This is a genomic window from Mycolicibacterium flavescens (assembly GCF_001722335.1).
In the GTDB taxonomy this organism is placed as follows: domain Bacteria; phylum Actinomycetota; class Actinomycetes; order Mycobacteriales; family Mycobacteriaceae; genus Mycobacterium; species Mycobacterium flavescens.
Map to the genome: position 1 here is coordinate 18,609 of NZ_MIHA01000024.1, position 24,409 is coordinate 43,017.

Annotated in this window: 24 protein-coding genes and 1 pseudogene; 11 read left to right on the forward strand and 14 right to left on the reverse strand. The window is 69.4% G+C overall.

Features of this window, described 5'->3' with window-relative positions; genetic code table 11:
• The first annotated feature begins 180 nt into the window (after positions 1–180).
• The 9 genes from BHQ18_RS24665 to BHQ18_RS24705 are packed head-to-tail and all read left to right on the forward strand — an operon-like array spanning position 181 to position 9,546.
• Positions 181–1,752 (forward strand): ABC transporter substrate-binding protein, encoded by a 1,572-nt coding sequence (locus BHQ18_RS24665; protein ID WP_069416288.1) that lies wholly within the window; start codon positions 181–183, stop codon positions 1,750–1,752.
• A gap of 12 nt (positions 1,753–1,764) precedes the next feature.
• On the forward strand, positions 1,765–2,694 hold the full coding sequence (locus tag BHQ18_RS24670; RefSeq protein ID WP_069416289.1) for an ABC transporter permease: 930 nt from the start codon (positions 1,765–1,767) through the stop codon (positions 2,692–2,694).
• A 12-nt stretch (positions 2,695–2,706) separates the two neighbouring features.
• A complete protein-coding gene (locus tag BHQ18_RS24675; protein ID WP_069416290.1) occupies positions 2,707–3,684 on the forward strand; it encodes an ABC transporter permease in 978 nt (325 codons plus the stop codon).
• Positions 3,685–3,695: 11 nt separating this feature from the next.
• Positions 3,696–4,718 (forward strand): ABC transporter ATP-binding protein, encoded by a 1,023-nt coding sequence (locus tag BHQ18_RS24680; RefSeq protein ID WP_069416291.1) that lies wholly within the window; start codon positions 3,696–3,698, stop codon positions 4,716–4,718.
• The gene (locus tag BHQ18_RS24685) at positions 4,711–5,703 is read left to right on the forward strand and encodes an ABC transporter ATP-binding protein (RefSeq protein WP_069416292.1); all 993 of its coding nucleotides are present in this window, start codon (positions 4,711–4,713) and stop codon (positions 5,701–5,703) included. The genes BHQ18_RS24680 and BHQ18_RS24685 overlap by 8 nt, the downstream gene beginning before the upstream one ends.
• On the forward strand, positions 5,700–6,428 hold the full coding sequence (locus BHQ18_RS24690; RefSeq protein WP_069416293.1) for a sulfite exporter TauE/SafE family protein: 729 nt from the start codon (positions 5,700–5,702) through the stop codon (positions 6,426–6,428). The genes BHQ18_RS24685 and BHQ18_RS24690 overlap by 4 nt, the downstream gene beginning before the upstream one ends.
• Position 6,429: 1 nt before the next feature.
• Positions 6,430–7,248, forward strand: coding sequence for an IclR family transcriptional regulator (locus BHQ18_RS24695; protein WP_069416294.1), 819 nt, complete (start codon positions 6,430–6,432; stop codon positions 7,246–7,248).
• A 1-nt stretch (position 7,249) separates the two neighbouring features.
• Positions 7,250–8,584 carry an enolase C-terminal domain-like protein gene (locus BHQ18_RS24700; protein WP_069416295.1) on the forward strand — a complete coding sequence of 445 codons (1,335 nt, stop codon included), beginning with the start codon at positions 7,250–7,252 and terminating at the stop codon, positions 8,582–8,584.
• Positions 8,581–9,546 carry a 2-hydroxyacid dehydrogenase gene (locus tag BHQ18_RS24705; RefSeq protein ID WP_069416296.1) on the forward strand — a complete coding sequence of 322 codons (966 nt, stop codon included), beginning with the start codon at positions 8,581–8,583 and terminating at the stop codon, positions 9,544–9,546. The genes BHQ18_RS24700 and BHQ18_RS24705 overlap by 4 nt, the downstream gene beginning before the upstream one ends.
• Here the strand turns inward: BHQ18_RS24705 and BHQ18_RS30325 are convergent.
• From BHQ18_RS30325 to BHQ18_RS30960, 3 genes and pseudogenes are all read right to left on the reverse strand, one after another.
• Positions 9,534–10,148 (reverse strand): VldE C-terminal domain-containing protein, encoded by a 615-nt coding sequence (locus tag BHQ18_RS30325; RefSeq protein WP_069416297.1) that lies wholly within the window; start codon positions 10,146–10,148, stop codon positions 9,534–9,536. The genes BHQ18_RS24705 and BHQ18_RS30325 overlap by 13 nt on opposite strands.
• A gap of 264 nt (positions 10,149–10,412) precedes the next feature.
• Positions 10,413–10,895 (reverse strand): NAD-dependent epimerase/dehydratase family protein, encoded by a 483-nt coding sequence (locus BHQ18_RS24715; protein WP_069416298.1) that lies wholly within the window; start codon positions 10,893–10,895, stop codon positions 10,413–10,415.
• 40 nt (positions 10,896–10,935) lie between these two features.
• Positions 10,936–11,127 (reverse strand): annotated as a pseudogene (locus BHQ18_RS30960) (NAD-dependent epimerase/dehydratase family protein); the annotation flags it as partial.
• A 110-nt stretch (positions 11,128–11,237) separates the two neighbouring features.
• Here BHQ18_RS30960 and arr point away from each other — a divergent pair.
• On the forward strand, positions 11,238–11,666 hold the full coding sequence (arr, locus tag BHQ18_RS24720; RefSeq protein ID WP_069416299.1) for an NAD(+)--rifampin ADP-ribosyltransferase: 429 nt from the start codon (positions 11,238–11,240) through the stop codon (positions 11,664–11,666).
• A 237-nt stretch (positions 11,667–11,903) separates the two neighbouring features.
• On the opposite strand, the gene BHQ18_RS24730 is transcribed toward arr, so the two are convergent.
• The 10 genes from BHQ18_RS24730 to BHQ18_RS30865 all read right to left on the reverse strand — a co-directional run bounded on the left by BHQ18_RS24730 (position 11,904) and on the right by BHQ18_RS30865 (position 22,926).
• Complete coding sequence (locus BHQ18_RS24730) at positions 11,904–13,367, reverse strand: hypothetical protein (RefSeq protein WP_069416301.1); 1,464 nt, start codon at positions 13,365–13,367, stop codon at positions 11,904–11,906.
• On the reverse strand, positions 13,364–13,729 hold the full coding sequence (locus BHQ18_RS24735) for a hypothetical protein (RefSeq protein ID WP_069416302.1): 366 nt from the start codon (positions 13,727–13,729) through the stop codon (positions 13,364–13,366). The genes BHQ18_RS24730 and BHQ18_RS24735 overlap by 4 nt, the downstream gene beginning before the upstream one ends.
• Positions 13,726–13,992, reverse strand: a complete 267-nt coding sequence (locus tag BHQ18_RS24740) for a WXG100 family type VII secretion target (RefSeq protein WP_069416303.1) — start codon at positions 13,990–13,992, stop codon at positions 13,726–13,728. Before BHQ18_RS24740 ends, BHQ18_RS24735 begins: the two co-directional genes overlap by 4 nt.
• A gap of 27 nt (positions 13,993–14,019) precedes the next feature.
• Entirely contained in the window at positions 14,020–14,232 is a 213-nt protein-coding gene (locus tag BHQ18_RS24745; RefSeq protein WP_069416304.1) for a hypothetical protein, read from the reverse strand.
• 1 nt (position 14,233) lies between these two features.
• Positions 14,234–15,244, reverse strand: a complete 1,011-nt coding sequence (locus tag BHQ18_RS24750) for an intermediate filament family protein (protein WP_069416305.1) — start codon at positions 15,242–15,244, stop codon at positions 14,234–14,236.
• A gap of 3 nt (positions 15,245–15,247) precedes the next feature.
• Positions 15,248–18,700, reverse strand: a complete 3,453-nt coding sequence (locus tag BHQ18_RS24755; protein ID WP_069416306.1) for an FtsK/SpoIIIE domain-containing protein — start codon at positions 18,698–18,700, stop codon at positions 15,248–15,250.
• A 117-nt stretch (positions 18,701–18,817) separates the two neighbouring features.
• Positions 18,818–19,717: a serine hydrolase gene (locus BHQ18_RS24760; RefSeq protein ID WP_069416307.1), complete on the reverse strand. Its 900-nt coding sequence runs from the start codon at positions 19,715–19,717 to the stop codon at positions 18,818–18,820.
• Positions 19,707–20,321: a hypothetical protein gene (locus BHQ18_RS24765; protein WP_069416308.1), complete on the reverse strand. Its 615-nt coding sequence runs from the start codon at positions 20,319–20,321 to the stop codon at positions 19,707–19,709. Before BHQ18_RS24765 ends, BHQ18_RS24760 begins: the two co-directional genes overlap by 11 nt.
• Positions 20,322–20,452: 131 nt before the next feature.
• Entirely contained in the window at positions 20,453–21,253 is an 801-nt protein-coding gene (locus BHQ18_RS24770) for a hypothetical protein (protein ID WP_234794304.1), read from the reverse strand.
• A 113-nt stretch (positions 21,254–21,366) separates the two neighbouring features.
• Complete coding sequence (locus tag BHQ18_RS30865) at positions 21,367–22,926, reverse strand: serine/threonine-protein kinase (RefSeq protein WP_069416309.1); 1,560 nt, start codon at positions 22,924–22,926, stop codon at positions 21,367–21,369.
• 112 nt (positions 22,927–23,038) lie between these two features.
• On the opposite strand from BHQ18_RS30865, the gene BHQ18_RS30655 reads away from it, so the two are divergent.
• On the forward strand, positions 23,039–23,860 hold the full coding sequence (locus BHQ18_RS30655) for an N-acetylmuramoyl-L-alanine amidase (RefSeq protein WP_234794305.1): 822 nt from the start codon (positions 23,039–23,041) through the stop codon (positions 23,858–23,860).
• 12 nt (positions 23,861–23,872) lie between these two features.
• On the opposite strand, the gene BHQ18_RS29690 is transcribed toward BHQ18_RS30655, so the two are convergent.
• Entirely contained in the window at positions 23,873–24,409 is a 537-nt protein-coding gene (locus BHQ18_RS29690) for a DUF4333 domain-containing protein (RefSeq protein WP_109789402.1), read from the reverse strand.

The following is a 24,409-nucleotide window of genomic DNA, read 5'->3' on the forward strand; positions in this document are numbered from 1 at the left end:
GGAGTGTCCAGCTCAGACCTGGTTTTTAGGGCGTCGAAACACCGGCAGAGCTGTCCGAAATCAGACCGATACCCGCATTTGGTCCGGGTTGACTCCCCCGAAACGACCTCCTTACCGTGTGGCTGCGATCACACGTGGCATCCACATACGTGGACGTCACCCCAGAGTCCGGGAGGATCCATGAGCCCACGCACCACGCGGCGACACGTAGCGCTGGCCCTCGTCCTCGCCGGCTCCGTCATCGCCAGCGGCTGCACCGTCGCCAATTCGGGCCGCGGCGGCTACGACCCCAACACCCTGCGCATCGTCCTCGCCCAGGAGCCGCCGACACTCGAGCCCTGCGAAAGCTCGCTGACGTCGACCGGCGTCGTCGTGCGGTCCAACATCACCGAGCCGCTCGTCGAGCGCGACCCGACCTCCGGCGACCTGCAGCCGCTGCTCGCCACCGAGTGGCGCCAGACCTCTCCCAACCAGTGGCAGTTCAAGGTTCGCGACGGCGTCACCTTCTCCGACGGCACCCCCTTCACCGCCCAGGACGCCGCCTACTCCATCGACCGCGCCGTGAACTCCGACCTCAACTGCAACGTCGACGGCTACGTCTTCGGCGACGAGACCCTCACCCTGGACGCCCCGGATGACCAGACTCTCATCGTCGGCACCGAGACCCCGGATCCGATTCTGCCGCTGCGTATCTCGTTCGTCGAGATCGTCCCGACCGGCACATCGATGACCGAGAAGGTCCGCGAGCCCATCGGCACCGGCCCGTACGCCATCGAGAACTGGGAGTACGGCCAGAAGCTGCGCCTCGTCCGCAACGCCACCTACTGGGGCGAGAAGCCCGCCTTCCCCGTCGCCGAATACCAGTGGCGCAGCGAGGGCAGCGTGCGCGCCGCGATGATCACCAACGACGAGACCGACATCGCGGTCAGCCTCGGACCCGAGGACGGCGCAGGCGAACTCGGCGTGCCGTTCCAGAACAACGAGACCACCGCTCTGCGCATGCAGGCCACCGAACCACCGCTCGACGACATCCGCGTCCGCCAGGCCGTGAACTACGCCGTCAACCGCGAAGGCATCGTCAAGGCGCTGTTCCAGGGACTCGGCCAGCCCGCCTCCCAGCTGATCCCATCCGGCGTCGTCGGCTACAACCCCGACCTGGCGCTGTGGCCACACGACCTCGACAAGGCCAGGGAACTGATCGCCGACGCCAAAGCAGACGGTGTGCCCGTCGACAAAGAGATCCGGCTGATCGGCCGCACCGCCCAGTTCCCCAAGATCAGCGAGACCATCGAGGTGCTGCAGAGCGAGTTCACCGAGATCGGGCTCAACGTCAAGATCGAGATGATGGACACGTCCAACCAGCTCGAGTACCAGCTGCGGCCGTTTCCGCAAAACACCGGCCCCTACCTGCTGATGATCATGCACGGCAACCAGGCCGGCGACGCCGCGTTCACCCTGGACCAGTACATGCTCTCCGACGGTCCCCAAGCCGCCTACGGCACACCCGAATTCGATGCCAAGATCCGCGCCGCCGAGGAGCTCACCGGCAAGCAACGCGACGCCGCGTTCGCGCAACTGTTCGCCGACGAACCGCAGGAGATCATGCAGATGGCCTACATCGCCCACATGAAAGGCATCCTCGGCAAGTCGCCGCGCGTCGACTACACCCCCAACTCCGCCACCGGCGACGAGATGCGCCTGTCCGAGATGACCCCCGCCGGCGACGGCGCCGAACCCACCGTCGCGCAGTAAGGAAGGCCGACCATGTTCTCCTTCGTCCGCCGCCGGATGTACACCAGCGCACTGCCGCTGATCGTCGTGCTGCTCGGTGTGTTCCTGCTCGCCCGCCTCACCGGCGACCCCACCAACCTCTACCTGCCCGAGTCCGCCACCCCCGAACAACGCGCGGCCTTCGCCAACGCCAACGGCTTCAACGACCCGCTGTGGACGCAGCTCGGCGACTACTTCTCCGGCGTGCTGCACCTCGACTTCGGTACCTCGCTGCGCACCGGCGAGTCCGCCTCCGAGATGGCGTTGCGCGCGTTCCCCGCGACGCTGCAGCTCGCCTTCACCACAATGCTTTTCGCGATCGTCGCCGCGGTCGTCATCGGCTGCTGGGCCGCCTACCGTCCCAACTCGCTGGCCGACCGCTTCTCCAGCCTGCTGTCGATGACCGCCGCGTCCATCCCGGACTTCTGGTTCGCCATCACCGGGGTCTGGCTGTTCGCGGTGCTGCTCGGCGTGCTGCCCACCTCCGGCGTCGACAACGGTGTGCTGTCGTGGATCCTGCCGATCGCCACGCTGATGATCCGACCGCTCGGCGTGCTCACCCAGGTGGTACGCGGGGCGATGGTTTCCGCGCTGTCCGCCCCGTACGTGCGGCTGGCGAGAAGCAAAGGCGCCAGCGACTTCCGCGTCGTCAGCCACCACGCGCTGCGGAACGCCGCCGCCCCCGCGCTGACCGTCGCCGGCGACCTCGCCGTCGGCCTGCTCAACGGCGCCGTCGTCGTCGAGGCCATCTTCGGCTGGCCCGGCATCGGCAAGCTGATGATCGACGCGATCCTGCAGCGCGACTTCGCGGTCCTGCAGGCCGCCGTGCTGCTCACCGCCCTGAGCATCTTCCTGCTCAACATCTTCATCGACGCCTGCTACGCCCTGCTCGACGCCCGTGTCCGCGAACCGGTAATGGCCTGAGGGGAATACACCATGAGCACTCAGATCGACCAGATCCCCGTCAAGCCGACCACCGCGATCGTCGGCAAGCCCACCAAGCAGCGCGCCACCTCGAAATGGTTCCGGCTGCTGGTCAACGACCGGGTCGCGGCCGCGGCGGCGGTCGTCCTCGGATTCGTCTTCCTCACCGCGGCTTTGGGCCCGATGCTGATGGGCGACCTGGCCACCGCAATCGACCTGGACAACTCCAACCAGGCGCCGTTCACGCTGTCGCACGGCTGGGCCAACATCCTGGGCACCGACCCGCTGGGCCGCAGCATGCTCGCCCGCCTCGTCGTCGCCTGCCAGACCACGCTGTCGGTCGCGATCCCGACGGTGGTGATCTCCGCGATCGTCGGCTCGGCGATCGGCATGTGGGCCGGCTACCACCGCGGCTGGCGCGAGACCGTCGCGATGCGCGTCGCCGACGTCATCATGAGCTTCCCGTCGCTGCTGCTCGCGGTCGTCGTGCTCTACGTGTTCTCCCCCAGCGCCGCGAACATCATTCTGGTGCTGGCGATCACCCGCATCCCGGTGTACCTGCGCACCGCCCGCGCCGAGTCCGCCGAACTGCAGAGCCGGCTGTTCGTCGACGCCGCCCGCACGTTCGGCGCGTCCGCGCGGTCGATCATCTGGCGCCACGTGGTGCCGATCGTGCTACCCACCCTGCTGACCGTCGCGACGCTGGACTTCTGCTACGTGATGCTCGCCGAGAGCTCGCTGAGCTTCCTGGGCATCGGCATCCAGCCGCCCGACGTCAGCTGGGGCCTGATGGTCGCGCAAGGCCGCACCTACCTGCACACCGCGTGGTGGCTGTCGTTCTTCCCGGGCCTGGCCATCGTGATCACCACCGTCGCCGCGACGATCCTGGCGGCCTGGGCCCGCATCGCCACCGATCCCGCCCAGCGGTGGCGCCTGACCGTTCCGCAGAAGCGGCTGACCCGCTTCACCAAGACCACGACGCGTATCTGAGAGGCACCGCCATGACCGCAGTGGTAGACAAGCGACCGTCCGTCGACGCCACCGACACCGCGCCGGTGCTCGACGTCGACGGGATGAGCGTGGACATCCGCACCGTCAACGGCACCGTGCGCGCCGTCAACGACGTCAGCTTCCAGGCCCGCCGCGGCGAAACACTGGCGCTGCTCGGCGAATCCGGCTGCGGCAAGTCGATGACCGCCACCGCGCTGGTCGGACTGCTCGAGCCCGTCGCCGACGTCGTCGAAGGCAAGGCCATCCTCGGCGATGTCGACCTGTTCGCCGTCGACGACAAGAAGCGCCGCGCGATGGCCGGCACCGAGCTGGCGATCGTGTTCCAGGACGCGCTGACCGCGCTCAACCCGCTCTACACCGTCGGAACCCAACTGGCCGAGCCGTTCCGGATCCACCACGGCATGAGCGCCAAGGACGCCAAGCGCAAGGCCGTCGAGCTGATGGACCGCGTCGGCATCTCGCAGCCCGAGACGCGGCTGGGCGCCTACCCGCACCAGTTCTCCGGCGGCATGCGCCAACGCCTGCTGATCGCGATGGCCGTCGCGCTCAACCCGAGCGTGCTGATCGCCGACGAACCCACCACCGCGCTGGACGTCACGGTGCAGGCGCAGATCATGGCGCTGCTGCGCGATCTGCGCACCGAGTACGACATGGCCGTCGTGCTGATCACCCACGACCTCGCGCTGGTCGCCGAGGAGGCCGACCGCGTCGCGGTGATGTACGCAGGCAACATCGTCGAAACCGGGCCGGTCTCCGAGGTTTTCGCCAACCCACGCCACCCCTACACCAAGGGCCTGCTGAACTCGGTGCCGGTGACCGCGCACCGCGGCGACGCACTCAAGTCGATCGGCGGCGCGCCACCGGACCTGCAGTCGATTCCCGACGGCTGCGTGTACCAGGACCGGTGCCCGCTGGCCCGTGAGATCTGCACGACGACGCGGCCCGCGCTGCAGACCGTGACGGCGGGCCGCGCGTCGGCGTGCCACTTCCCCGAGGAGGTAGTGAATGTCTGAGCCACTGCTGCAGGTGCGCGACCTGCGCAAGTCGTTCCGCGTGCCGGGCAACAAGAACCGGCTGTGCGCGCTCGACGGCATCACCCTAGACCTCAACCGCGGCGAGACGCTCGGGCTGGTCGGCGAGTCCGGCTGCGGAAAATCGACGCTGGCAAGAACATTGATGATGCTGGAGCGCCCGGACTCCGGCACGGTGCGGTTCGACGGTATCGACCCGTACACGCTGCGCGGCAAGGAGCTGCTGAAGTTCCGGCGCCGGGTGCAGATGGTGTTCCAGGACCCGTACGCATCGCTGAACTCGCGCATGTCGGCCGCCGAGATCATCGCCGAGCCGTGGCGCAGTCACAAGGGCATGTACGCCAACCGCAAGGACCGCGACATGCGGGTGCGCGGGCTGCTCGACCTCGTCGGGCTCGGCGCCAAGGCCGCCGACAAGTATCCGCAGGAGTTCTCCGGCGGGCAGCGCCAGCGCATCGGCATCGCCCGCGCGCTGGCGCTGGACCCGGACGTGATCATCTGCGACGAGCCGGTGTCGGCGCTCGACCTGTCGGTGCAGGCGCAGGTGCTCAACCTGCTCAACGACCTGCAGGCCCAGCTCGGCATCGCCTACATCTTCATCAGCCACGACCTGTCGGTGGTGCGCCATGTCGCCGACCGCGTGTCGGTGATGTACCTGGGCCGCATCATCGAAAACGGCCCCACCGAGGCGGTTTTCGACCGGCCCAACCACCCGTACACGGCCGCGCTGATGTCGGCCGCGCCGAAGCTCGACAGCGCGCTGCGCCAGGAGCGGATCCTGCTCTCCGGTGAGGTGCCGTCGCCGCTGAACCCGCCGTCAGGCTGCCGGTTCCGCACCCGCTGCTGGAAGGCCACCGAGATGTGCGCGACGACCGCGCCGCCGCACGCCGTCGACCCGGACATCGACGGACACGCCGCCGAGTGCCACCATCCCCTGCTGTCGGAGGGCATGCTGGCAACAGCATGAGCATCACTGGATATGTCATTGTCGCCACCACCATTCTGTTCGCCTCCGCCCTGCAAGGGTCGATCGGGTTCGGCATCGGGATGCTGTCCGCGCCGATCATCGCGCTGGTCGACCCGTCCCTCATCCCGGGGACGCTGATCATGATCGCGACGCTGGTCACGCTGATGGTCGTTGTGCGCGAACGCGAATCGATCGACCTGCACGGCACCGGATGGGCTCTGCTCGGGCGGGTGCCCGGCACCGTCGCCGGGGCGCTGCTGCTGATGCTGCTGCCCGCGCGGGGCCTGGCGATCATGCTCGCGGCGGTGGTGCTGGCCGGTGTCGCGGTCACGAGCTTCGGGTGGATTCCCGCGGCGCGTCGGCGCAACGTCGTGCTCGCCGGCGCCGCCTCAGGGGTCTTCGGCACCGCGACCGCGATCGGTGGGCCGCCGATGGCTCTGGTGTGGCAGCGCTCCGAGGGCGCCCAGTTGCGCGGCACGATGAGCGGTTTCTTTCTCGTCGGATCGCTGATGTCGATCGCGGCGCTGGCGGCGACCGGCGCCGTCACCGGCCACACGCTGATCATGTTCGCCGCGCTGGTGCCCGCCGCACTGGCCGGGTACGTGGTGTCGCGCGGGCTCAACCGGGTGCTGGACCCGACCCGGTTGCGCTGGCTGGCGATCACCGCGTCGGCGCTGGGCGCGGTGCTGCTGATCGGGCGCGAACTTCTGCAGATGGGGGGCTGAGGTGTCCGAACAACCGGATCTGGCGGTGCGCAAGGTCAAGTCCGCGGTGCGCACCGTGGAGTTGCTGGAGTTCCTGGCCGCACGCCACGACGAGCCGGTGCGGCTGCGCGAGGTCAGCGAGGCGCTCGACGTGCCCCGCAGCAGCGCGCACGCCCTGCTGCGCACACTGGTCGCGCAGGGCTGGGTGCGCTGCGACCCGTTGGGCACGTTGTACGGCATCGGGATCCGCGCGCTGCTGGTCGGCACGAGCTACCTCGACAGCGACCCGTACCTGCCGCTGATCACCCCGTTCCTCGACGATCTGCGCAACGCGCTCGACGAGACGTTCCATCTCGGCCGCCTCGACGGCACCGACGTCGTGTACCTGGCGACCCGCGAATCCAAGCAGTACACCCGCAGCGCGAGCCGCGTCGGCCGCCGGCTGCCCGCCTATGCGACCGCGCTGGGCAAGGCGCTGCTGGCCGAACGGTTCGGCGTCGACCGCGACGAGCACATCCCGTCGGCGTTGAAACCGCTGACGGCCAACACCGTCGCGGACCGGGCCGCGTTGGACGCCCAGCTCGATGAGATCCGGGTCCGCGGCTACGCCTGCGAGGACGGCGAGAACACCGCCGGCGTGCGCTGTTTCGCGGTCGCGCTGCGCTACTGCTCACCCGCGCAGGACGCGATCAGCGCATCAGTACCCGTCCACCGGCTCACCGCGCAGCGGGAACGCGAGATCGTCGACGCGCTGAGCGCGATGGGCGACAAGGTGTCTCGCGTCGTCCGCCCACTGGCCAACGGCGACCGCTGGTTCACTTCCCGAGTGTCAGGAGATTGACATGAGCACCCCGACCATCACCGACGTGACCGTGATCCCGATCGCCGGTCACGACAGCATGCTGCTGAACCTCAGCGGCGCGCACGGCCCGTTCTTCACCCGCAACCTGGTGGTGCTGACCGACAGCGACGGCAACAAAGGCGTCGGCGAAGTGCCCGGCGGCGAACCGATCCGGCGCACCCTCGAGGACGCCGGCGCGATCGTCACCGGCCGCCGCGTCGGCGATCACCACGCCGTGCTCAACGACATGCGCCGCGCGTTCAGCGACCGCGACGCCGGCGGCCGCGGCGCGCAGACATTCGACCTGCGGGTCGCGGTGCACGCGGTGACCGCGTTGGAGTCGGCGCTGCTGGACCTGCTGGGCAAGCACCTCGGCGTGCCGGTCGCGGCGCTGCTCGGCGACGGGCAGCAGCGCGCGCGGGTGCAGGCGCTGGGATATCTGTTCTTCGTCGGTGACCGCACCCGCACGGATCTGGCCTACCGGTCACCGGCCGACGAGGCACCCGACGCCGACGAGTGGCTGCGGGTGCGGCACGAGGAGGCGCTGACACCGGAGGCCGTCGTCCGCCTGGCCGAGGCCGCCCGCGACCGGTACGGGTTCCACGACTTCAAGCTCAAGGGCGGTGTGCTGCCCGCCGCCGAGGAGGCCAAGGCCGTCATCGCGCTGCACGAACGCTTCCCGGACGCGCGGATCACGTTGGACCCCAACGGCGGCTGGCTGCTGGCCGACGCGATCACGACGTGCCGCGAGCTGCGCGACGTGCTGGCCTACGCCGAGGACCCCGTGGGACCCGAACGCGGCTTCTCCGGCCGCGAGGTGATGGCCGAGTTCAAGCGCGCCACCGGGTTGCCGACCGCGACGAACATGATCGGCACCGACTGGCGCGAGCTCGGCCATGCGATCCGCGCCAACGCCGTCGACATCCCGCTGGCCGACCCGCACTTCTGGACGATGGCCGGGTCAGTGCGCGTCGCGCAGATCTGTGACGCGTGGGGGCTGACGTGGGGGTCGCACTCCAACAACCATTTCGACGTGTCGCTGGCGATGTTCACCCACGTCGCGGCCGCCGCCCCGGGCGCCATCACCGCGATCGACACGCACTGGATCTGGCAGGACGGCCAGCGAATCACCAAGCGGCCGTTCGAGATCGTCGACGGGTACCTCAGCGTGCCCGCGGCGCCGGGGCTGGGCGTGGAACTCGACGACGACGCGGTCGCCGCCGCGCACGAGCTGTATCTGCGCGAAGGCCTCGGCGCCCGCGACGACGCGGTCGCGATGCAGTACCTGATCCCGGGCTGGACCTTCGACAGCAAGCGTCCGGCGTTGCAGCGATGAAGGTCGTGATCGCCGACGCGAACCTGGTGCCGCACCGGTCCCGGTTGGAGGCCGCATTGCCGGACGGGTGCGCTGTGGAGTGGTTCCCGGGCGGCGCGCCGGCGGAGTCGCTGCGTGACGCGACGGTGTACGTCGGGAGCCGGTTCACCGCCGAGATGGCGGCGACGGCCGAGAAGCTGCGGCTGATCCACGTCGCGGGCGCCGGCACCGACAAGATCGACTTCGCCGCGGTGTCGTCGGATGTGCTGGTGGCGAACACGTTCCACCACGAGCGGTCGATCGCCGAGTACATCGTGGCGGCGGCGGTGCTGCTGCGCCGCGACTTCCTCGCCCAGGACCGCGCGTTGCGGGAAGGCCGGTGGGCGACGCCGGTGTACGACCCCGCGATCCCGCAGTTGCCGACGCTGGGCGACGCGCGGATCGGGTTCGTCGGGTTCGGGCACATCGGCCGGGCGGCCTGGGATCTGTTCCGCGCGTTCGGATGTAGTGGCGCCGCGGTGACCGGTTCGGGTCGGGTGCCCGAGTGCGGGCTGGACTGGGCGGACGACACGGGGTCGTTGGACCGGCTGCTGCGCGAGTGCGACGTCGCGGTGGTGTCGGCGCCGCTGACCGAGCAGACGACGGGCATGATCGGCGCCGAACAGTTGCGGCTGCTGGGCGCCGACGGTGTGCTGATCAACGTCGGGCGCGGTCCGCTGGTGCAGGAACGGGGGCTGTATGACGCCCTGTCGGGCAAGGTGATTCGCGCTGCGGCGATCGACGTGTGGTACCGCTACCCGTCGGACGGCCCGTGCGCGCCCAGTGAACTGCCGTTCGCGGAGTTGCCGAACGTCTTGATGACGCCGCACTCGTCGGGCGTCACGCGGGACACGTTCGAAGGCCGCGCCGACGACATCGCCGCCAACATCGGCCGGCTGTCGCGGGGCGAGGCGCTGACGAACGTCGTCAATCAGCGCAGGTAAGTCTGGCCCTCCGACGGGAACCCGCCGCCGGCGGTGGCGATGTGGACGTGGTCGTAGTGGTCGGCGGTGTCCGAGCCGCGGCTCGCCATCATGCGCTTCGAACCGTCGGGCTTGTAGAGGGTCTGCCGCCAGATCGCGTGGACCAGACCGAAACGCTCGGCGTTGTCGAGCACGTAGGCCAGCACGCTGTCGCCGAGCGCCTTACCCTCGGCCGAGCGGGCGTTCGGGATCATCACGTCGATCGCCAGGCCGTGCGGATGCCACTTCAACGGGTCCGAGCGGACCCCGCCGATGTCGAGGATCTCGGGGAACGTCGCGCTCACCGCGCGGGCCGCCAGGATCGTGTTGACCTGCAGCCCGGTCTCCTTCGCGACACCGTGCGGCAGCGTGGGGGCAGGGGCGGGCGGGGCGGGCGGTTGCGCGGCCATCAGGTGCATCTGGGGCGCCGGGCTCGGCGGTGCGGGCTCGACGGCCGGCGCCGCCTCTGTGACGTGCGGCGCGGCGTCTGCGCCGACGACAAACATCGTCGCGGCGGAGACCACTCCCGCGACGAGGACCAACCGCGGCCACTGCCGCGTCCTGGCTGCCGAATGCCTTCCCATCGGGGCCGCAGCCTATAGACCGCTCCCCTGGGAAGACCAAATCACCGATCTGCGCCCGCGGCGGCTTCTTGGCTGCAAAGCACCAGGTCAACCCGGGTTACCGGTGGCCTTGCACCGCCGTACCAATCGTGGTGAGCGTCATGCGGGGCGGCCGACTGTGACGCCGCCCTGATCTTGGGGCGTCGAAATTGCGCTCAGGGTCGTGGTTGATTCGCCCGCAACAGCCCTGAGCGCAGAATCGGTGCCGGCACTAGCCCAGTGTCGTCAGGCCCTTGCGGTACGACGGCCACCGCGGCCGCCACCCGAGTTCGTTCGCGGCGCGGTCGTTCGACACCCGCATCGACATGTCGAGCATCTGTGACCCGGCGAACGGCGCGCCCAGACGCACCACCGCGGCCGGCAACCGCACCGGACGCGGCGCGCCGGCAGCGGCAGCATCCTGCGCTTGAGCATCGTGACGAACATGTCCGACGCACCCGGACCGTAGAAGATCCCGTACCTCAGCGCGACCACATCCACGTGCTCCGCGGCAAAAGCGAGGTTCTCCGCCCCGGCCATCGCGGCGATCGCCGGATCGGAGCGGTCGCCGCGCAGCACCCCGAACGGCCGCTCCTCGGTGATCTTCGCGCCGCCGTGGTCGGCCAACCCGTAACCGAGGATCAGCGATTGGGTGACGAACCGGCGCGCACCGAGTGCCGCGGCCGCGTCGAGCAGATTCGCGGTGCCCTGTGTCCGCAGCGCATTCATGCGACGAACTCCCTTGCCGCCCTAGCGGGTCGGCGCTGTGCCCCTCGACCGCTCTCAAGACAGCATCCCGATCGAGCGCATCAGCGAGAACCGCTGTTGCGCCGGAGGATTCGACTACTTCAGCCCCCGCCGCGCTGTGCACGAGGCCGAGCACGTCAGGACCCGCCGCGCGCAACCTCTGCAACAGGGGACGACCGATGACTCCGCTGGCACCTGCGAGCAGTACGCGCACTGCGAACCTCTTCCCACTCTCACTTTACGACAGGGGGTGGGGCTTGCGGCAAGGCCGGGGATCTGCTGCACAATCGTCCGGCCACGAACCACGACGGATGGAGAACCGCTGTGCCGAACCCCCCGAAACCCTTCGAAGTCCACGAGTCCGGCGCCTACTTGCACGGCACCAAGGCCGACCTGAAAGTGGGTGACTACCTGGTGCCGGGCCGGCCGTCGAACTTCGACAAGACCCGCACCATGAACCACGTCTACTTTACGCAGACGCTTGACGCCGCGGTGTGGGGAGCCGAACTGGCGCCGGGCGACGGGCCCGGCCGCATCTACATCGTCGAACCCGAAGGCCCGATCGAGGACGACCCGAACGTCACCGACAAGAAGCTGCCGGGCAACCCGACGCGGTCCTACCGCTCGCGCCATCCGGTCCGCATCGTCGGCGAACTCACCGACTGGGTCGGGCACCCGCCCGAGCAGATACAGGCGATGCTCGACGGCCTGGCCGACCTGCAGCGCCGCGGTGAGGCCGTCATCTACGACTGAGGACTACTTCCAGTGGCCGCCGTGCTGGCTGCACACCACACCGGTGCTGTTGCACTTGCTGCACGTCAGCTTGCCGCCGATTCCGCTCGCGCGGCCGCCGTTGCAGCCGGAGCAGTCATGCAGCGGCCGATGACACTTCTTGCATTCCACGGTGAAACCTCCCGGTCGGAAACCCTGCTCGTGCATCGTCGCCGAGGCGGCGGCGCCGGACAATCGGTCGTTCGGCTGACACCGGCCTCAGCACCGGATCATGGCCCGCGGGTCGGTGGTGTTGTCCAGCCACTTGCCGTACGCATCACCACCTGCGGCCCGCACCGCGGCGCACACCTGCGACGGGGTACGGCCGGCCGGTCGGTACACGGCGTAGATGGGGTTGCCGGCGTCGTCGCGGGGGCGCAGCGACGAACACGACTCGTCGGTGCGCAGGTACGACGAACCCGGGTGCATATTCAGGTGGCGCTGGATCTCCGACGCGTACCGGCCGGGCGTTACGGCGTTGGCCAGCACCACGATTCCCGAACCGTCGCACGGCGGGTGGCTCATCGGGACGCTGACGTTGAGGTCGTTGGACGACTTCTGCGGGCCGGATCCGGGCGCCGGTCCGCTGTCCGCGTCCCCACCGGAGTTGCCGTAGCTTTCGATGACGGTGTCGGGCGCCTTCGACGAACCTGCGCTGTCCCCGCCGCCGGCGTTGAGGCCGATCGCCACCGCGATCAGGATCGCGACCAAGCCCGCCGCACCGCCGAAGTAGAGCAGATTGCGGGACGGAGCACTGCTAGGGCGGGCCGCGGGAGGTGGTGCGGCGGGGCGGGTCACGACGCCGCCGACCGGGCCGGGGTCGAAGCCGCCTGCTGCGGCACTGGCCCCGCTGAACGACGGAACCGATTGCAGCGGCGGAGGACTCGACGCCGCGGGCGTCTCCCCGATGATCTCGATGACGGTCGGCGGCAGCTGCTCGGTGAGGAAAACCCGCAGTGCGTTGTACATGCCGACGCCCTCGACACCGCGGGTGCTCATGTAGTTCCGCAGCAGTTGCGGGTTGAAGTCCGGCCGGTCCAGTATCGCCTTGACGGCGGGCCAGCCCACCGAGGGCAACTGCGTGCAGTACTCCTCCAGCTGAGTCTCGATCGCCGAGTTGACCGCGGACGTCAACCGGCCCCGGTCCACGCCGGCCGGGTCCCGCCCGGCCTGCAGCGCGGCCGCCCGCACCACCTCGTCGGCGGTCGGGATCAAATCCGGCATGTTGTCGATGTAGCGCGGATGGGGTGCGATGAGCCCGGTGTCGACCTGGTACGGCTCGGGCGCTGGTCCGATTTTGTCGAGGATGCCTTCACGGATCTGGTTGGCGACGAGATCGGGGATGACCTGTTGCAGCACTTCGGCGAACCGGTTGTGCACGGCCGCGCCCGCCGGCCCGCAGGTGCTCAGGTAGTCGGTGAACAGTTGCGGGGTGAAGTCCGGCCGGTCGAGCACCGCCTTCATCTGCGCCCAGTCAAGCTGGGTGACGTTCTGGCAGTACTGCTGCAGCTGATATTCGGCGGCAGCGGAGATGCCGTTCATCATCGCCTGCAGGTCCACGCTGGACGCGTCGCGGCCGGCGCGCCGCAGCGCTTCGGCAGCGACATCGTCGTATCCGATCAGCCGCCCCTCCATGTGCGCTTTGATGCTGGTGTCCGGGCGGATCGGGCCGTAACTCGTCACGACCGCAACGGCTTCAGACCGTCGGCAAGTTGTTTGGTGCCGATGTAGGTGATCACCGCGCCGGCCAGCAGGATCAGGAAGCCGAGGCCCACCAGGCCCGCACCGAAGATGGACACCAAGCCGATCACCACGGTGCAGACCTGCAGCATGTTCGCCAGGCCGGTCTTGTCGTTCAGGGTGTTGTAGCTGACGGCCAGCGCGCCGGCATTACCGAGCACCAACAGCAGGGTCAGAATCCCGAGGATGCCGCCGAACGCCAATCCCAGCGCGATCAGCAGCTGCAACACCAGACCGCCTGCGGCGATCGAGATTCCGCGCTTGCGCAGAACCTGCTGGGTGCGCGACGAGTTCATCTCGGTCATCGGCCGAGGTACGCCTGTAGCTGCTGCGCCTTGCGGGTCAGCATGCGCTGGCTTTCGTCGCTGACCGTCTCGATCTGTTTGGCCATCCGGGCGATCGCCTCGAGGTTCTTCTCGAAGTCGCGGCGCACATTGTCGTTCCACTGGCTGCTGTTGAGCGCGCTGCGGACCTTGCGGATCGACTGGTCGATGGACTGCCCGGCATTCCTGAGTTCACGGGCCATGGCGAGCAGCGCCGCCGGGTCCGTGTCGATACGCCCTGCCATCTGGATCTCCTATCTCAAAGGTGCTCTCTACAAAAGCTTCTTGGCTTCATCGAACGCGGCGTCGAGTCGCTTGAGGTCGGCGTCGAAGCGGCGGTCCTCCTGTTCGAGTTCATCGAAGAGTTTGTCCTCGAACCGGTCTGCGGCCGCGTCCGACCACAACGACCGCGCGTGCAGGCGGGCTTGGCGCCGCGAGCCGCGGTGCCGCTCCAACATGCTGATCTGTCCGCTGATCCAACTCATGTCACCCTCCGATGATCCGGGCCGGCACGTAGTCGAAGTGCGCCTCGCGCCGCAGAAAGATGCGGTGGTAGCCGTTGGTCACATCGAATGTCCCGTCGGGCAGCGGCGACAACGCGACCGCGTCGTCGCCGAAGAACCCGCGGTAGGTCTGGGCGTACGACCGGGCACCCGAACGCCCCTCGGCCGCGTCGCGCCGCTCGAGGTAGTCGAGCGGGTCGTCCTTGCGCTCCATCGCCGGAATCACCACGTCGTCGAGCGCGTTGACCGCCCACCGCAGGTCGGCGACCGGATGCTTGTTCGGGTTGTCGGCGAACGCGGCCGTCGAGGTGATGCCGCCGTCGTCGGCGATGGCGGACAGCGGAATCAGCGCGTACCCGGCGGGTATCCACGACGGCACCTCGACCCCCGGGCGGTCCCGCCACGAGGCCGGCGCGGACGTTGCGGCGACCCCCGCGCTCGTCGCCGCGCTGCCGAAGCCCATTCCCGCCGAGGGACCGGAGTCGAAAAGGATTCCGCCGCCGCTGCTTCCGGTACCTGAGAGCAGCGTCGTCGTCGGCACATACGTCGACGCCTTCTGGTATCCCTCGCTGCGTTCGGCCGCGGTGCGCAGCAGCTTCCGCCCGTCGAGCAGGATCTCCGACATCTTGGTGGTGTAGCGGGACTGGGCGTGACGGAACTGCGCCGCCGCTTCGGCGATCATCGCGCGGCCGCGCAGCGCGCGCTGCAACTCGGCTTCACACTGCTGCACCTGACGTCGGTAGCCGCCGCAGTCGCCGCCGGACTCGCCGCGTTCGGCGGCCTCGGCGGCCTGCTGCTCGCACGAGCCGAGTTGTTCCATCGCGCGGGTCAGGGCGCGGCGCCGGTCGGCGACCCGGTCGTCGGCCTCCGCGGAGACCTTCGCGATGCTGCGCGCGACGTCGCGGGTCAGCTCGGCATGCTCGGTCTCGTACTGCTTGATCCGGGGTTTGAGGTAGTCGAAGACGGACTGTTCGACCTTCGCGCGATCGGCCATCGGCTAGCCCTGCGGGTCGTCGGCGCGCATCGCGGTGAACCATTTCAGCGGCGGCGGAGCGAACCGGCGGATCCGGTGCTCGGTGGCGCGGTCGAGGTCGGCGCAGATGCCCTGACCGGCTTTCAGCGTCGCGGCGTTCTCGCTGTCGATCAGCTGCGACGAGTCGTCGCGGTTGAGCACGCCGACGAGCCGCTGCCCGAACTCGTTGAGCTGCTGCGAGCTGACCCGCTTGTTGATGCCGGCCGGCCGGTCGAACCAGCAGAGCACGTGCACCCCGACCTCGGGTCCGTCCTTGAGGACGGTGCCCAGCAGGTTGGTCAGCGCGTCGTCGTCGTAGGAGTTCGGGTCGAAGTCGCGGGCGCGGCCCATCGCGGCCAACGCCAACACGACGGGCTGCGAACGGTATTCGCCCATCTCCTGGCGTTCGTTGACCAGTTCGGCGAGCCGGGCCAGCGTCGGCGCCGCCGCCCTGCGGCGCCCCACCCGCACGCCGTCGAGCGTCCCGAGTTCGTCGACGACCGCCGGCCAGTCGTCCTCGTCGCCGGCGAAGTCGAGCAGTTCGATCGACGCGCCCTGGCGTTGCAGGCTGGTCAGCGCGATCGACAGCGTCGACCCGCCGTGCTCGTCGACGATCAGCAGGTTGCTGCCGGCGTCGCGGCGCAGCGTGGTGAACAGCGGGTCGGCGTCCAACGTCAGCGGCAGGCCCACCGGGACGCTGAGATGCCGGGAGTCTCCCGACGGCGGCACCAGCGCCTCGAACGGCACGGTCGTCACGTCGGCGGGTTCGTGGCCGGCGAAAACCGTGGTGATGTCGGGCATCCGGGCCGACCGCGCCCGCTGGGTCATCAGCCGCAGCGCGGCGCCCCGCGCGTCGGGGTCCCAGAACGCGGCCTGGAACCGTTCGTTGGCGTCCTTGTTGCCGCCCTTGCGGTTGAGGATGCCTTCACCGGCGCGAGTCAGGGTCTGCGCGTCGGTGTTCTCCTCGCCGAGCACCAGCCGCGAGTCGGATTCGGCGCTCTGCAAGGCGATCCGGGTGGGGATGAACCCCAGCACGTGCTTGCCGAGCGCGGCCAGGCCGGCCAGCGACTGCGACGCCAGGATGACGTGGATGCCGAACGCGCGGCCCTGGCGCAGAACCAGCTCCAGGATCTCGGCGGACTCGGCGGCGATCTTGTCGTCGCGGTAGAACAGCTGCTGGAACTCGTCGATGATCAGCACGAGTCGTTTGAGCGGCTGCCGGGTGCGGGCCCGGTACTCGAGCAGGTTGGTGGCGCCGCCGCCCTCGTTGCGGAAAAGCTCACCGCGCCGGTTGATCTCGCGGGCGACGTTCTGCAGCACCGACAGACCGAAGTCGCGTTCGGACTCGATCGCGATGACCCGCGCGTGCGGCAGTCCTTCGTCGGCGTACTGCTTGAACTCGACGCCCTCTTTGAAGTCGATCAGGAACAGCTCGACTTCCGACGGCGAGTATTCGATCGCGATGCTCATGATCACCGCGTGCAGCAGCACCGACTTACCCGAACCGGGGCGCCCGCCGATCAGCGCGCCGAAGGTGTTGACCTCCGAGTCGAGGATCAGGTCGGCGACCTGCCGGGCGCCGATGCGGCCGAAGTGTCCGACGACGCCGCGTTCACTGGTGGCCCGCCACCACGTGTCCGGGGCATCGGGGCGCGCGACCGTGGGTACGAATCGCTCGCCGAACGTCGCGGCCGCGGACTGCTGCGCGGCGTGGGCGAGTTCGGCGACCCGCTCGGGGGTGACGCGCACGTCGTCGGCGGTGTGCAGGTTGCGTTTCACCGAATCGAGCAGGCTGGCGGCCACCGGAGCCATCGGCAGCGGGCCCGGCTCGAAGCGCCACGACACCGTGCCGGCGCTGACCTGGGCGCCGCCGGAGTGGGTGTGGGGACCGCTGGTGCCCTCGACGACGCGGATACCGCCGGGCTGGCCCGCCAAGCGTTGCAGCGTGTGATGGGTGAGCGCGCCGCCGCTGATGAACCAGGGCAGGTCGCGGATGACCTTGGTGACGTGTTCGAGCGGGTGGTCGGTGTTCACGCTGAACGTGTTGTTGCGCCTCTCGATCGCGTCGGCCATCACCGCCTTGTCGCGAATCACCAGCGCCGTGAACACACCGGCGCGCGGGCCGTTGCGGATGATCTTCTGCAGGCGCTCGAGCTGATCGCGGTCGTAGTGCCCGCCGCGGGCGAAGCCGGACGGGAAGTCGTAAAGCAGCAGCATGCGGTAGGGCTCGGCGACTTCGCCTGCCGCGCGGTTGTATTCGGTCAGCGAGCTGTGCTCACCCTGCAGGAACCGCTGCGTGACGAACGTGATGTGCTCTTCGGTGCTCTGCAGCAGGTCGTTGAGTTCACGGTCGCTGGTCTTGACCCGGTCGCCGATGATGCGATCGGCCGAGTCACCCAGCCCGTAGAGGAATTTCGCGGAGTTGCCGCCGTGTTCGGGGTCGAAGACGGGCAGTTGAAGCTGGTTGGCCGGCAGCGCCGAGAGCAGGTTGAGGATCGGTGTCTCGAGGCATTCGCCTTCGGTGACGACGAACGAGCCGATCGCGTCGAGGTCGACGACCACCGGGATCGCGACTTCGGGCAACGTCATGAAGTGGTCGTCGTTCTCGTGGCCGCCCTGGGCGGTGGAGTTGAACCACACGGTGCGGGGCTGCATCTGGCCGAGGAAGATCTTCAGCGGGCCGGGCCCCGACACGAGCTCGCGGTCGACCGGCTGCGGGTACGGCCCGATCGGTGGCGGAGGCAGCGGCAGGATCGGGGCGCGGCTCGCGGCGGCGGTGTAGATCGCGTCGGCGCGGGCGGTGCCCGCCGAGACCATGAAACGCCATTCCAGAAGCGCGAACTCGCGCAGTGTCGGATCGTACGTCGACAGCAGCTGCTGGGTTTCGGCGGTGAACTCCCGCTGTTGTTGCTCGCGGCCGTTGCGGGTGAACGGCACGCGGCGGGTGTCGAGCCGCGCGATGAGGTCCTGCGCGGAGGCGATCCACTGGTTCGGTTGGGTGGCGGTGCCCGAACCGCTGGCGTAGATGCCGGTCCCGAAGTGTTCCTGGAAGGTGCGCTGGAGACGGTCGCGGGTGGAGGCCATCGAGTCGAGCACCGGTCGGGTGTCGCGGTGCGAGCCGATGAACGCCTCGACGATCTCGGATGCGGCCCGCTCGACCAGGTCGGCGGCGTACTGGTAGTCGTGCACCAGCGCGGCGTACTGCCCGTCGGCTTCGACCAGGGCCGGCGTCGTCCTCACCGGCTCCGGGAGATCCGGGTAGTCCTCGACGGGCTGCTCGAACCGCTCGGTGGCCGGGTCCTGCTGCGGCGCAGGGTAGACCGGGTCGGGGCGGCCCCAAGGGCCCTGCGGTTGGGGCGCTTGTCGCGGTACGGCGCCGCCGGTGTTGATCGGCCCACCCCACGGGTTGGCCCCACGGTTCCCTCGGTCAGGATGCACGAGCAACCCCCACTGCTACTTCGATCGTCGATGACGCTGCGTCAGGCGCCCTGTGTAGCAGCCCGATCGGCACAGTAACGCAACCACGGGCGTATCGCGCAGCAAGCCATGTCCCGGTCACGTCGCGCACCCTCCGCTCGGAAGCTCTGCGACGTGCGAGGACAGCCACGACGCGATCTCGGTCATCGCCGCCGTGCCGTCGCCGAACGAACCGGACGACGGTTGCACCGCGATCGCGACCGCCGCGGTGCCGGTCGGCGTCGGCACCAGGCCGAACTGGCGGACCAGGTAGCCGCCGGACTCCGTCGGCCCCCAGCCGCCCTTGAACCGGCTGCCGTCGATGACACCGAGTCCCCATCGCTGGTCGTCGCTGATCTGGCCCATCAGGTTCGTGACCGGCGCGTTGCGCGGATCGCACAGCGCGGCGGCGGCGAAGTGCGCCTGGTCGGTCAGCGCCCACTGCGTCTGACCGAAGGCGGTGAAGCCGGGCCGGACCCGTTGCGACTGCACGATTGTCGGATCACCGTACTCGCGCAGCACGGCGTCGACCGCATCGGCGGCGGTGCGCGGGTCGCCGAGGCTGGACCACATCGCTTCGGCAGATGCGTTGTCGGACCGCGTGATCGCCGCGACCATGGTCGGCGACGCCTCGGTGAGACCGTCATAGCGGAGTGCGGCGATCGCGAGTGGGATCTTGCTCGTCGACCAGGCCGCGCCCGTCGACCACGTGCCGAGCGAGACAGCGGGGCCGTCGGCGCCGGCGATCGCGATACCGATGTCGCCGCCGATGCGCTCCTGCAGCGCGGCGAAGTCCAAGGCCAGCGCGTCGTCGGTGACGGCGGGGGCCTCGGGCACCGGTTGCGCGGGAACGGGTGCTTCGGCGGGCACGGGAAGCGCCTGCGGCTGTTGGGTTTTACCGGCGACGATCACGACGGCGAACGTGACCGCGACGACGACGCCGGCGAGCACCACGGTCCACCACATCGGCCGCGGGTGACCGTGCCCGTCAGTAGACATACACGACCGCGTCGTTACCTCCACGGCAGGTGATCAGATCGTCACCGGTGCACCGCATCGAGTACGTCTTGTGCGTCACCGGGCTGTACGCCGTCACCGTGCGCGGAAAGGACTCCCCGGTGGAGCGCACCGCGTCACGGACGGCGTCGGCGAACGGGCAGGAGGTGACGTCGTTGCCGCGCGCGGCCGCGGCGAACCGGCCGGAACCGGACTCGCTGCAGACCACCGCGCCGGGCGGAAGCACGATGCGCACCGGGACCGGTGTCTCGTATGTGGGTTGCGCCCATTCGTCGGTTCCGCTGCCGGACTGGCCGGCGCTGCCCGCGGGTGTGGTCGCGATCGCCGGTTCGTCACCGCCGGTCACCATCACCACCCCGAGGATGGCCACGATCACCACGGCGACGACACCGCCGATCAGCAGGATGTGGTTGCGGTTCAACGTCACACCGCCGGGCGGCGGGCGCTGCGGGGGCGGGGCGCTGGGGATGGGTCCGCCGCCGACCGGGCCGGGATCGAACGGCACTGCGGCACCGGGGTATTGAGCCCCGCGGGTGCTGGCCCACGGATTCGAGCCGCCCCCGAACTGGGTCGAGTCTGGATCCACTCGCGTCTCCACAGATCAAGCAAGTACCACCCGAGACTTGGCACCCCGAGATCGATCAGCGCGTTTTCGCGCCCAAACAGGGTCTCACCTGGTTTGCTGTCTGTCTGTCGGCCAAACGGCTGACAAGGCCGTCAGCGGAAGCGGGCGTTGAGCGCGCCGACCTTCGATCTGAGCAGGTCAGCGCGCTGCTGAGCGGTCTGCATCGCGCCGTCGTCGGCGGGCACGATCGCGGTGCCGTGAGCGTGGGCGGTGGCCTGCAGACACTGCGCTACGGCAGGGTCGGCCAGGACCAGGGCGGCGAGGATTCCGGGCGCGAGTTGGCGACGGCGCCCGAGCCCGCCGCGGAACTCGATCTCGGCGGGGATGAGGATCTCGGCGCCGCGGTCGAACTGCTCCTTGGCGGCGGCCAGCAGCAGGGTGAACACCGCCTTGGACAGCGCGTCGAGCAGGCGTTTGCGGCCGGGGAACCGGGGCAGCGGCAGCGCGTCGAGGGCCTGCACGACGCCGTCGGCAAGCAGATAGTCGACGATGTTGCGGGTGCGGATCTCGGTGACCGACGCCCATTCGATGTGGTCACCGTCGACGGCCAGACCGCGGTCGCTGATGGCAAGTCCGCCATAGCGATCCAGCTTGCGGACCAAACCGTGCAGCTGTGAGGGTACCCGCGGATGCTCGGCGAGCAGGCCGCCGATTCCGACCGACCACTCCCCCTGCACCGGTCCGGGGTAGGGCCGCCGCGCCGCCAGGAACGCCTGCAGGCGGCCGGCTTCGGCGTGCACATCGGCGCTCGACGCGGTCTCGTCGGCGTCATCGGTGTCGGCGGGTTCGCCACGGTGGGCGTCGATCTCGTGCGCGACGCGCGAGGCGGCCTGTTGTCCGGCGTCCTTCGCGCGTTTCGCCAGTCCCCGGCCGAGGCCGGCGAAGTCGGGCATCGTCGATCACCTGTCCGTGCGTCGTTCGCGGATCTGTATGCGATCAGCGTCTGCCCGGGGGTCGGTTCGCGACAAGGTCCGGTGGCCAGATTCATCCGTTCGGCCGACAGGGGTCAGCACGGGATGATGTAGCTCGGCGGTGTGGAGTAGTCGAGCCACTTGCCGTAGGCGTCGCCGCCGGCGGCGCGGACGCCCGCACACACCGAGGCCTGGGTGTAGCCGGCCGGTACGTACACGGTGTAGATCGGATCCCCTTCGTCGTCGGCTTGACGCAGGGACGGACATGCCTGGTCGGTCCGCAGGTACGAGGCCCCGGGGTACATGTTGAGCAACCGCTGAATACCCTGCGCGTACTGGCCGGGCGTAGTGACGTTGCCCAGCACCACGATTCCCTGCCCATTGCACAACGGCCGGCTCATCGGAGTCCCCAAGCCCAGGTCGCCGATCGGACCTGTCGGCGTCGGCGGCGCGGGCCGGGGAGGCGGTGCGGGCGGCCTCGTTGACGATCGGGGCGGTGGCGGTGGAGCGGGTGTCGGGGTCTCGGTCGCCGGATTCGTTCGCGGCGCCCGTGTCGTCGGCAGGTCTTCGTCCCAGGCGCCCGACGGAGACGGCGCGGCCGTCGGCCCGTCCGGCGATCTGTTTCCAGAACTACCCGCGACATAGGCGACGATGCCCACCGCCAGCACGAGCGCGAACGCGATGACCACAGCGGCGATGCGATTGGCCGGGTTGGCGAGCAGGTCCGGACGACTCGGCGGTTCGGGCTCAGACCGAGCACCGATCGGGGGCGCCGCCTTCGGTGCCTGCTGGGTTCTCCCGCCGGCGATGCGCCATGCCGCGTCGCCGTGCCGGAGCGCCAGGGCGAACTCGCGGCAGGTGTCGAAGCGGTCGGAGGGCTCTTTCGCCATCGCCTTGGCCAGCACCTCGTCGATCGACGCGAGGTCAGGCCGGGCAGCGCTGAGCCGTGGCGGCGGGGTGGTCAGGTGACTGCCGATCACCGCGGCGGGAGTCGACTGGGCGAACGGCTGACTACCCGCCAGCAGATGAAAGGCCGTGCACGCCAACGCGTACTGGTCCGCGCGGCCATCGAGCTGCCGGCCCATCAACTGCTCGGGTGCGGCGTAGGCGACCGAGCCGACGGTCATGTTGGTCGCGGTCAGGCCATGCGTCTCGTTCGCTGCTTTGGCGATTCCGAAATCGGCCAGCATGACCCGGCGCTCCCCGGCGCGGGCGTCGGTGAGCAGGACGTTGGCCGGCTTGACGTCACGGTGAAGCAGATAGCGCTCGTGCGCGTAGTCGAGCGCGTCGGCGATCGCCGAGACGATCTCGAGCGCGTCGGTCAGCGGCATCCCGTTCGGGTGCCGGCTGCGGACGAGCTGGGCGGCGTCGGTGCCGTCGACGAAGTCCATCGTGATCCACAGCTGACCGCGGTACTCACCCCGGTCGTGCACACCGATGATGTTCGGGTGGAACAGCGACGCGGCCATGTCCGCTTCGCGGGCGAAGCGCTGACGGAACTCGGGATCGGCGCTGATCCGCTGCGGCAGGATCTTCAACGCTTCCAGGCGAGGCAGCCGCGGGTGCTTCGCGAGGTACACCTCGCCCATCCCCCCGGCGCCCAGCAGGCGGATGATGGTGTACCCAGCAAATTCCGCCCCATCAGCAATGGGCATGCGGAAATGCTACCGACTACGACGGCGACACGGGCCTCGAGTTGCCCATAATTCGGTATGTGGATAGGCCTAGTGCATCCGCATCCGCGCACTATTACGTATCGTGACCGGTGTGGATAGCTCTTCGACCGGCCGACCCGCGACGCCGGACGCCCTCACCCGACGTCGGCTGCTGAGGATTGCCGGCACCGCCGGACTGGCCGCTGCGGCGGGTGTCGCGTGTCAAGCGCCGGCCGGATACGGCAAAAACACGACGACGAACCCGACGGCGCCAACGTCGGCCACCGCCGCACCGGCCGCGCCGCCTCCGAGCCCGGCACCGGCCCCGCCGCTGCCGCCGACCACGCATCCGCTGCTGTGCCGGGACGCCTGGGGCGCCAACCCGCCTCAGCCAGGGGGTAAACCGAACCCGTTGAGCCGCATGACGATCCATCACACCGCGGTGACACTTGGCGACAACAGCAATGCACCCGCCCGGCTGCGGCAGCACCAGCAGTACCACCAGGGCTCGCAGGGGTGGATCGACATCGCCTATCACGTCAGCGTCGACCGCGACGGAAACCTCTACGAGCTCAGGGATCCCAACATCGTCGGCGACACCGCGACGAGCTACGACCCGACCGGGCACTTCCTCGTCGTCTGCGAAGGCAACTTCGACGAGGAAGAGGTGACCGAAGCGCAGCTCGACGGGGCTGCGCTCGCGTTCGCTTGGGCAGCAACGCGTTTCGGAATCCCGACGGACACGTTGACAGGCCACCGGGACCAGAGCGGCGACACCGCGTGCCCGGGCACGAACCTGTACTCGCACGTCACAAGTGGGGACCTTAAGCGGCGGATCGACGCGCTGCTGGCTCAAGGCCCCGTCGAACTCGTGTCGGTGTGCGGACCCGAGGGGACCCAGACCGTCGCCGACATCGAAGCCGGGATCCGCTAACTACGCTTGCGTTCAGCGCGGGCCGTCGACCTCGTAGGTACCGGCGTCGTCGCGGAACACCACCTGCACGTCCCGGTCCGCGCCGTTGATCCTGACGCGGCACGAGAAACCCGCGCCGGCCTTGACCCTCGGGTTCTGGCCGTCGTTGCACTCGACGGCCTGGACCTCGTTGGCGCCGTATCCGTTGATCGGGTCGCTGAGGATCTGCCGCACACCGGCTTCCGCCTGCCGCACATCGAGCACGTTGGTGCTGCGACTTCCGAAGTGCCCGAAGTACCACAGCGCGCCGACCAGCACGACCGCTTCGAACGCGACGACGAACAGTCCGGCGATGATCAGCGTCCGCCGGCGCGACCGGGTTCGGGGCGGCGGGGCCGCCGGGTCCGGTTGACGCGGCGGCGACTGCATCGGCGGCCGTGGCGGCGGTGCAGGCTGACGCGGCGGTGGATATCCCGATGGCTGATATCGCGGTGGCTGGCCGCGCACCGGGGCGCCGCCGGGGCGCGCCCACCACGGCTGCTGTCCTGGTCCCGGTCGCGGTGCGTTCAT

What these genes read in the sequence shown, in the direction of transcription:
- BHQ18_RS24665 (WP_069416288.1), top strand. Translation starts at nt 181, where the DNA reads ATGAGCCCACGCACCACGCGGCGACACGTAGCGCTGGCCCTCGTCCTC.
- BHQ18_RS24670 (WP_069416289.1), top strand. Translation starts at nt 1,765, where the DNA reads ATGTTCTCCTTCGTCCGCCGCCGGATGTACACCAGCGCACTGCCGCTG.
- BHQ18_RS24675 (WP_069416290.1), top strand. Translation starts at nt 2,707, where the DNA reads ATGAGCACTCAGATCGACCAGATCCCCGTCAAGCCGACCACCGCGATC.
- BHQ18_RS24680 (WP_069416291.1), top strand. Translation starts at nt 3,696, where the DNA reads ATGACCGCAGTGGTAGACAAGCGACCGTCCGTCGACGCCACCGACACC.
- BHQ18_RS24685 (WP_069416292.1), top strand. Translation starts at nt 4,711, where the DNA reads ATGTCTGAGCCACTGCTGCAGGTGCGCGACCTGCGCAAGTCGTTCCGC.
- BHQ18_RS24690 (WP_069416293.1), top strand. Translation starts at nt 5,700, where the DNA reads ATGAGCATCACTGGATATGTCATTGTCGCCACCACCATTCTGTTCGCC.
- BHQ18_RS24700 (WP_069416295.1), top strand. Translation starts at nt 7,250, where the DNA reads ATGAGCACCCCGACCATCACCGACGTGACCGTGATCCCGATCGCCGGT.
- BHQ18_RS24705 (WP_069416296.1), top strand. Translation starts at nt 8,581, where the DNA reads ATGAAGGTCGTGATCGCCGACGCGAACCTGGTGCCGCACCGGTCCCGG.
- BHQ18_RS30325 (WP_069416297.1), bottom strand. Translation starts at nt 10,148, where the DNA reads ATGGGAAGGCATTCGGCAGCCAGGACGCGGCAGTGGCCGCGGTTGGTC.
- BHQ18_RS24715 (WP_069416298.1), bottom strand. Translation starts at nt 10,895, where the DNA reads ATGAATGCGCTGCGGACACAGGGCACCGCGAATCTGCTCGACGCGGCC.
- BHQ18_RS24735 (WP_069416302.1), bottom strand. Translation starts at nt 13,729, where the DNA reads ATGACCGAGATGAACTCGTCGCGCACCCAGCAGGTTCTGCGCAAGCGC.
- BHQ18_RS24740 (WP_069416303.1), bottom strand. Translation starts at nt 13,992, where the DNA reads ATGGCAGGGCGTATCGACACGGACCCGGCGGCGCTGCTCGCCATGGCC.
- BHQ18_RS24745 (WP_069416304.1), bottom strand. Translation starts at nt 14,232, where the DNA reads ATGAGTTGGATCAGCGGACAGATCAGCATGTTGGAGCGGCACCGCGGC.
- BHQ18_RS24750 (WP_069416305.1), bottom strand. Translation starts at nt 15,244, where the DNA reads ATGGCCGATCGCGCGAAGGTCGAACAGTCCGTCTTCGACTACCTCAAA.
- BHQ18_RS24760 (WP_069416307.1), bottom strand. Translation starts at nt 19,717, where the DNA reads ATGTCTACTGACGGGCACGGTCACCCGCGGCCGATGTGGTGGACCGTG.
- BHQ18_RS24770 (WP_234794304.1), bottom strand. Translation starts at nt 21,253, where the DNA reads ATGCCCGACTTCGCCGGCCTCGGCCGGGGACTGGCGAAACGCGCGAAG.
- BHQ18_RS30865 (WP_069416309.1), bottom strand. Translation starts at nt 22,926, where the DNA reads ATGCCCATTGCTGATGGGGCGGAATTTGCTGGGTACACCATCATCCGC.
- BHQ18_RS29690 (WP_109789402.1), bottom strand. Translation starts at nt 24,409, where the DNA reads ATGAACGCACCGCGACCGGGACCAGGACAGCAGCCGTGGTGGGCGCGC.